Origin of the sequence: Thiohalophilus sp., assembly GCF_046483665.1 — a bacterium.
Classification (GTDB): Bacteria; Pseudomonadota; Gammaproteobacteria; order UBA6429; family Thiohalophilaceae; genus Thiohalophilus.
The window spans coordinates 42,465-49,068 of the sequence record NZ_JAWOCR010000015.1; the positions used below are offsets into that span (position 1 = coordinate 42,465).

General features: G+C 56.5%; 8 protein-coding genes and 1 pseudogene. 6 read left to right on the plus strand and 3 right to left on the minus strand.

From position 1 onward, the window contains the following. The first annotated feature begins 9 nt into the window (after positions 1-9). From R6U90_RS04230 to R6U90_RS04255, 6 genes are all read left to right on the plus strand, one after another. Positions 10-723, plus strand: a complete 714-nt coding sequence (locus R6U90_RS04230) for a DUF484 family protein (protein WP_410351421.1) — start codon at positions 10-12, stop codon at positions 721-723. After that, positions 720-1,637: a tyrosine recombinase XerC gene (gene xerC / locus R6U90_RS04235; RefSeq protein WP_410351422.1), complete on the plus strand. Its 918-nt coding sequence runs from the start codon at positions 720-722 to the stop codon at positions 1,635-1,637. The genes R6U90_RS04230 and xerC overlap by 4 nt, the downstream gene beginning before the upstream one ends. Before the next feature lie 85 nt (positions 1,638-1,722). Beyond that, positions 1,723-2,106 (plus strand): PA2779 family protein, encoded by a 384-nt coding sequence (locus R6U90_RS04240; protein WP_410351423.1) that lies wholly within the window; start codon positions 1,723-1,725, stop codon positions 2,104-2,106. Positions 2,107-2,117: 11 nt separating this feature from the next. After that, entirely contained in the window at positions 2,118-3,086 is a 969-nt protein-coding gene (locus R6U90_RS04245; RefSeq protein WP_410351424.1) for a PA2778 family cysteine peptidase, read from the plus strand. A 35-nt stretch (positions 3,087-3,121) separates the two neighbouring features. Continuing rightward, complete coding sequence (locus R6U90_RS04250) at positions 3,122-3,661, plus strand: YSC84-related protein (protein ID WP_410351425.1); 540 nt, start codon at positions 3,122-3,124, stop codon at positions 3,659-3,661. 76 nt (positions 3,662-3,737) lie between these two features. Next, positions 3,738-4,646 carry a diguanylate cyclase gene (locus R6U90_RS04255; protein ID WP_410351426.1) on the plus strand — a complete coding sequence of 303 codons (909 nt, stop codon included), beginning with the start codon at positions 3,738-3,740 and terminating at the stop codon, positions 4,644-4,646. Here R6U90_RS04255 and R6U90_RS04260 read toward each other — a convergent pair. The 3 genes and pseudogenes from R6U90_RS04260 to R6U90_RS04270 form a co-directional block, all read right to left on the minus strand. Next, positions 4,625-5,410 carry a metal ABC transporter permease gene (locus R6U90_RS04260; protein ID WP_410351427.1) on the minus strand — a complete coding sequence of 262 codons (786 nt, stop codon included), beginning with the start codon at positions 5,408-5,410 and terminating at the stop codon, positions 4,625-4,627. The genes R6U90_RS04255 and R6U90_RS04260 overlap by 22 nt on opposite strands. After that, positions 5,407-6,351 carry a metal ABC transporter substrate-binding protein gene (locus tag R6U90_RS04265; protein WP_410351428.1) on the minus strand — a complete coding sequence of 315 codons (945 nt, stop codon included), beginning with the start codon at positions 6,349-6,351 and terminating at the stop codon, positions 5,407-5,409. Before R6U90_RS04265 ends, R6U90_RS04260 begins: the two co-directional genes overlap by 4 nt. Next, a pseudogene (locus R6U90_RS04270) lies at positions 6,332-6,604 on the minus strand (hypothetical protein); the annotation flags it as partial. The gene R6U90_RS04265 and the pseudogene R6U90_RS04270, both read right to left, overlap by 20 nt.

Here is a 6,604-nt window from a genome sequence, read left to right on the forward strand (position 1 = left end):
ACACACGCCATGAGCAACCGTCAGGAAAACCCGATCACGGTAGACAAGGAATTCGAACGCGAAATTGTCCGCTATTTACGTGACAACCCTGACTTTTTCGAGCGTCATCTCGATTTGCTGGCCGATATGCTCCTGCCCCACCAACCCCAGGGCGCGGTCTCCCTGATCGAACGCCAGGTTACGGTGCTGCGGGATCAGAAACAGGAACTCAAGCAACGCCTGCAGCAACTGACTGACTATGCCCGGCAAAATGAGGACCTGAGCAGCCGTTTGAATAAACTGATTCTGGACCTGCTCGATGCCGATGATTTTGAGAGTTTGCTGAATCTGATCCAGCAACGCCTCAAGTCCGACTTCGAAGCCGACGCAGTAGTCATCCGGCTATTCAACTCCGGTGCCCCGGTACTCAAGGCCCACCCCGATCTGATGGACTGGAGCGAGCCGGCACTGGGCGCGTTCGAGAAAGTGATCAGCGGCCGCAAACCGGTTTGCGGCAACCTCAAGCCGGGGCAACTGGATGCCTTGTTCAATGACCATCTGGACGTAGCACGCTCGGCCGCGCTCGTCCCGCTGGTGGCAAGTGAATCCAGCAAACAGTGTGTCGGTCTGCTGGCTATTGGCAGCCAGGATCCACAGCGCTTTCGCGCCAACATGGGAACCCTGTTCCTGTCCCATCTCAGTCATGTGCTGACCCGGATTCTCAAGTTACACCTTGGCTCATGAGCCCGGCTACCCTGCAGGCTATTGAAGATTATCTGGCCCGACTACATACCGAACGCCAGCTCTCGCCGCATACCCTGAATAATTACCGCCGCGATCTGAAACAGCTTGCCACTTTTTGTCTCGAACAGGATCTGACGGACTGGACGCAACTGGACAGCCAGCATATTCGTCAATATGTGGCGCAACGCCATCGCCGGGGACTGGCTGCCAAAAGTCTGCAGCGGGAATTGTCTGCCCTGCGGGGATTTTTTGATTTTCTGATCCGCGAGGGCTCGCTTTCGGCCAATCCGGCGCGCGATGTGCAAGCACCCCGGGTCAAACGCAAACTGCCTCTGACGCTGGATGTGGATAAAACCGCCGCGCTACTGGATGAAACCGCGGAGGATGCCGGGGACCCGTTGTGGGTTCGCGACCGGGCGATACTGGAACTGTTTTATTCCTCGGGACTGCGCCTGAGTGAACTGGTACAGCTGGATCTGGGACAGCTCGATCTGAGAGAGGCCCGGGTCCGGGTCCATGGCAAGGGCGACAAGGAACGTGATCTGCCCATCGGCCGACAGGCACTGGCCGCCATCCGGACCTGGCTGGCGGTGCGCCAGGACATGCCGCTGGAAAATAAACAGGCGCTGTTTGTCAGCCGTCACGGACGCCGTATCTCTGGCCGCAATATCCAGAAACGGCTGCGGGATCGGGCCCGCAAGCTGGGGCTGGATGTGCCGGTCCATCCACATATGCTGCGCCACTCCTTCGCCAGCCATTTGCTGGAATCGAGCGGCGATCTGCGCGCGGTCCAGGAGCTGCTCGGCCACGCCGATATCTCCACGACCCAGATCTACACCCATCTCGACTTTCAGCATCTGGCCAAAGTCTATGACCAGGCCCACCCGCGGGCGCGCAAGAAACGCCGTGAGTGAATCCCCGAAATCAACCTTGCTGACTGTCTTTTGCCGCGGACCTGATCTAGGATAAGTACAACAAACAACATAAGAGGAACCACACATGTTCATACTTCGCAGACTTCGCAGGACCATCAGCCTCATGGTTGTCGCCACAATGCTTTCGCTGGGCATTACCACACCGGGTTACGCCGCCATGCTCGGGACTGACGATATTCTGGCCGGCGACAGCCTCCAGCAGGAACGTGCACATGTAAAAGAAGTACTCCAACGGGACGAAGTACAGGATCAACTGATTACTCTCGGTGTCGATCCGGCCGATGCGATCGAACGCGTTGACGCTATGACCGAACAGGAGATCCAGATGTTATCGGGTCAGCTTGAAGAACTGCCCGCCGGCGCAGGCGCACTGGGGCTGCTCGCCTTTGTCCTGGTCGTACTGCTGATCACCGATCTGCTTAATCTGACCAACGTCTACAATATCTGAGATTCACCCTGATGATTCGCTGTTATACCGGCCCCCGCCTTGCGGGGGTTTTTCTTTTAATCCTGACAGTTTTGCTGCTTGGCGGCTGTGCCGGAACACCACAAAGTGATCGCCTGCTCGATGCACCGCCAGCAGATATCAGCCCGGCGTCGGATTTGAACGAGGTCCCGTTTCATCCCCAGGAGGCCTATCAGTGCGGTCCCGCCTCGCTGGCCATGCTCGCCAACTGGCAGGGCGTTGATATCACACCGCAGGAACTGACGCCGAAACTCTATATCCCCGGTAAACAAGGGAGTCTGCAGATTGAGTTGCTCAGCAATACCCGCCAACTGGGGCTTATCCCTTATGTTCTGAAACCCGAACTGGATGATCTCTTGCGCGAAGTCGAGGCAGGCAACCCGGTACTGGTATTCCAGAACCTCGCACTGGAGTGGTATCCACGCTGGCATTATGCAGTCCTGGTTGGCTATGACCTGCAACAGGATGAAATCATCCTGCGTTCAGGTACTGACCGGCGGCGCATCAATACCCTGGCCCAGTTCGAGCGTACCTGGCAACGGGCCGATCGCTGGGCAATGCTGGCACTCAGGCCGGGACAAATGCCGGCCACGGTTGAATACTGGCGTTATTTACAAGCGTTATCCGCCATGGAACAGGTCAATCGTCATACTCAGGCACAGGCCGGTTACCAGGCCGGCCTGCAACAATGGCCCAATGACACCCGCCTGCTCATGGGGCTGGCCAACAGTCAGCATGCAGGGGGACAAACTGCGGCAGCGATCGCCACCCTGGAACAGACCATTCATCACCATCCCGACTATGCTCCGGCCCATAACAATCTGGCCCATCTTTATTTGCAGAGCGGTCGCAGCAGCAGGGCCGAGCAACACGCCCGACGCGCCGTGAGTCTGGGTGGCGAGCACCTCGAGGCCTATCGTCAAACCCTGAGCGAAATTCGACAACAGCGGCAAAGCGAGTAAACTACATAGCAAGCTTACACCGGAGATTTATACGCATGCCGCGCACGTTTAACCTGATACTGTTCATCGTCGCGTTACTCGCAACCACGACAGGCTGCACAACCTGGGATCCGGATAATAAAGCCAATCTGCATAAAAACGCGGCCAATACGATAAAGGCATTCCGTAACCGGGATCCGGGTCTGCAGCGCTTTTTCGACAACGCCTATGCCTATGCTGTCTTCCCAACCGTGGCCAAAGGTGGCGTGGGAATCGGCGGTGCCTACGGCGAGGGGCTGGTCTATCGTGAAGGTAAAGCGATGGCCCTCACCTCGTTGACCCAGGTGACGGTAGGTTTACAGCTCGGCGGCCAGGCCTACCATGAAATGATTTTCTTCCGCGATAAACGCGCCTTCGAGCGTTTCAAGTCTGGCCAACTAAAACTCTCGGCCCAGCTCTCGGCTGTTGCTGTCACGACCGGTGCTTCGGCCGACGCCAGTTATGAGCAGGGTGTCGCAGTCTTTACCATGGCCAAAGGCGGGTTGATGTACGAGGCCACGGTCGGTGGGCAGCGTTTCAGCTATGAGCCGCTTTAAATAATTTTCGCCCCAGGCCGGAAAACCGGACAATATGTTCTATACTCGATGGTATGGCCAGTGATAAGAGTAGCCAATGGTTTTAACGCAAAAAAACAATCTCACCAACCAGGAAACCGAAAGCACTATTGCCATTCTGGAAAAAGCCATCTTTTATCACCTGGAGTGGCTCAAGCATCTGCATGAAAGTCTGATCTGCAACACCCCTTTTAATGATGATGTCTACCGGGAAGATGCCCATCGTCATTGCAAGCTCGGACAATGGTATTACACTCATGCGCCTGACTCCCTCAGGTCCTTTAAAAAATTCGAACAACTTGAACAGCTTCATACCCGCATGCATGACGTGGCGCGTCTGCTTGCTCAAAAATCTTCCCGCGGTGAGGCGATCACGCCCGTGGACTATGCCACTTTTTATCATGACCAGCAGAAACTGATCCGATTGATGGGCGAGTTACGGGATCAGCTAATCGAGAGCTCATACTCGTTCGATCCACTGACCGGGGCGATCAACCGCAATGCTTTTTATCTGATCGCGGAAAAAGAACATTCCCTGGCCGAGCGCACCGGTGAAAGTTATGTGGTTGCGATGATCGATCTCGATCACTTCAAACAGATCAATGACCGCTATGGTCACCTCACAGGTGATCGGATACTCAAGGAAACTGCCGACCTGGTGCAAAAACGGCTACGTAGCAGTGATGTTTTCTGCCGTTTTGGCGGGGAAGAATTCATTGCCTTTTTACCCGGCACCTGTCTCGAAGATGCGGCCAATCTGTTCAACGCCCATCTCCAATCACTGGCAAATACTTCCATTACCATCGATGATAGTGGCGACAGTATCCAGGTGACGGCTTCCGCCGGTCTGGCAAAGCATATACGTGGACAAACCCTCAACCAGATAATCGAGCAGGCCGACATCCAGCTTTATGAAGCCAAAGGGCAGGGCCGCAACCGCCTCTGCTATACCGGATCATCGGCATGAGGTCCGCCGCTGATGCGGCGCAGCCCCGTCACCAGCAAGGCCACCACGGCCAGAGACCAGGCAATCGTCGCACCCGACGGCAGATCAATTAATGCGGACACCAGTAAACCGGCGACATAGCCTGTCATACCGATCCCGTACGCGATCAGCCAGGGATTCTTTTGCTGCAGACTCGCCAGCGCGGGGATAATCAGACTGGCAAAGACCAGATAGACGCCGACCAGTTGCGTGGAGAGTGTAATGGTAATCGCGAAGACCGGATAAAACCCGTAACTGCCCAGTTTTTGCCGCCAGCCAAACCACAGCCACAATACCGCCAGATACACCAGCGCGATCATCACCAGATCACTGTACTCCACCCACAGTATCTGACCCACCAGCATTTCCTGCAGACGCTCGCCACCGTGCGGATCCTTGGACAATAACAAAATACTGCCGGTAGCCGCCAACATGAATAATATTCCGATCAGTGCCTCCTGGATGCCCGTTGGCGCATGTCGAACCTGGTAGAGCAAACTTGCACCAATCACCGCGGCACCGATCGCCACCAGCTGGTTGAGCCAGGCGCCATATGCCTCCAGCCCCGCGAAATGGGCCACGATCAGTCCCAGCGCTGCCATCTGTGCAATGGCCAGATCGAGAAAAATAATGCCTCGCTGCAGTACCTCCCGACCCAGCGGGACATGAGTACTCAATACCACCATCCCGGCCAGCAATGCCGGCAGAATAATGGCTAGCTGTGCGCCCAGGCCGTCCGGCATCATTCTATAGCCTTCAGCAGCATATCGAGCGTTGTCTCGTACAGCCCGAACAGATCCGTGGCCTGCTCATGGCCGCCCACCGTATAGGGCAGTGTAATGACCGGCAGCTGGGTACGGCGCGACAACCAGCTGGCACCGCGATCGCTCTGATAGGTTGTCAGCACAATAAACCGCGGTTGCTCCGCCTGGATAACGTCCAACAGACCCGCCAGATGTCCGCTGGTCGGTGGTAAACCGGGCTTCGGCTCCAGATCCGCCACGACCTCCATCTCCAGCCAGGTGAACAGGTAACTCCAGCTACGATGCTGTACCACCACTTTTATGTCCTTCAGCGGACGGGCCTTTGTTTCCCAACGTTCGATCGCCGTTTGCCACTGGCTGGCGAAGCTCTCCAGATTGGCCTGATAGTCTCGGGCATTGACCGGGTCAATCTGCTTCATGCGTTCGCCCAGTTGCCGGGCAATCTGCAGAAGGCGATAGGGGTCAAGATGCACATGCGGATTACCCCCCGCGTGGATGTCACCCATGCTGCGATCCACCTTCTCCAGCTGCTCAATCAGCTCGACCTGTTCGCTGGCCATAAAATAACCGGGTTTGTCCCGCTGGATGCGTGCATTACCGGACTGGCGCAATAACAGGGGCAACCAGCCCACTTCCAGTTCAGCACCGGTGCAGACCACCAGGTCGGCATTTCTCGCCCGTGCGATCAATGAGGGCCGCGCCTGGATGTGATGCGGATTTTGGAAGGCCGTGGTTGCCGACTTCACCTCAACATGCTCCTTGCCGATCGCCTGTACCAGCGCGGCCCATTCCGGCTCACAGGCCAGTACATTGAGCGTTGCCCCGGCCTGAGCGGCCGGGGCCCACAGCAGGGCAATCAATCCAATGGACAGCAGATGCCTGACGCTTCTCATCATTCCCCCTTCAATACCGGTGTGCGCCATGCGCACCCAGGCTCATGATGTATTGCAGCATCAGCATGTCGTTCTGCTCGTGCCCGTTGTCCAGCTCACTGTACTGCAGGCGCAGGCGACTGTAATGGCTGGGTGAATAGTCGATCATCATACTGTAGCGCTCGGGGTCCTTCGCCTCTGTGCCCAGGCCGGACTCTTCCAGGTATTCATCCTGATCGATTCCGTCGTTTACAAAGTTGGTGATGGTATTGTCGGCCTCGAGCCAGTCATAACGCAGCCCCAC

Coding starts and splice junctions, on each gene's coding strand:
- R6U90_RS04230 (WP_410351421.1), top strand. CDS start 10: ATGAGCAACCGTCAGGAAAACCCGATCACGGTAGACAAGGAATTCGAA.
- xerC (WP_410351422.1), top strand. CDS start 720: ATGAGCCCGGCTACCCTGCAGGCTATTGAAGATTATCTGGCCCGACTA.
- R6U90_RS04240 (WP_410351423.1), top strand. CDS start 1,723: ATGTTCATACTTCGCAGACTTCGCAGGACCATCAGCCTCATGGTTGTC.
- R6U90_RS04245 (WP_410351424.1), top strand. CDS start 2,118: ATGATTCGCTGTTATACCGGCCCCCGCCTTGCGGGGGTTTTTCTTTTA.
- R6U90_RS04250 (WP_410351425.1), top strand. CDS start 3,122: ATGCCGCGCACGTTTAACCTGATACTGTTCATCGTCGCGTTACTCGCA.
- R6U90_RS04255 (WP_410351426.1), top strand. CDS start 3,738: ATGGTTTTAACGCAAAAAAACAATCTCACCAACCAGGAAACCGAAAGC.
- R6U90_RS04260 (WP_410351427.1), bottom strand. CDS start 5,410: ATGATGCCGGACGGCCTGGGCGCACAGCTAGCCATTATTCTGCCGGCA.
- R6U90_RS04265 (WP_410351428.1), bottom strand. CDS start 6,351: ATGGCGCACACCGGTATTGAAGGGGGAATGATGAGAAGCGTCAGGCAT.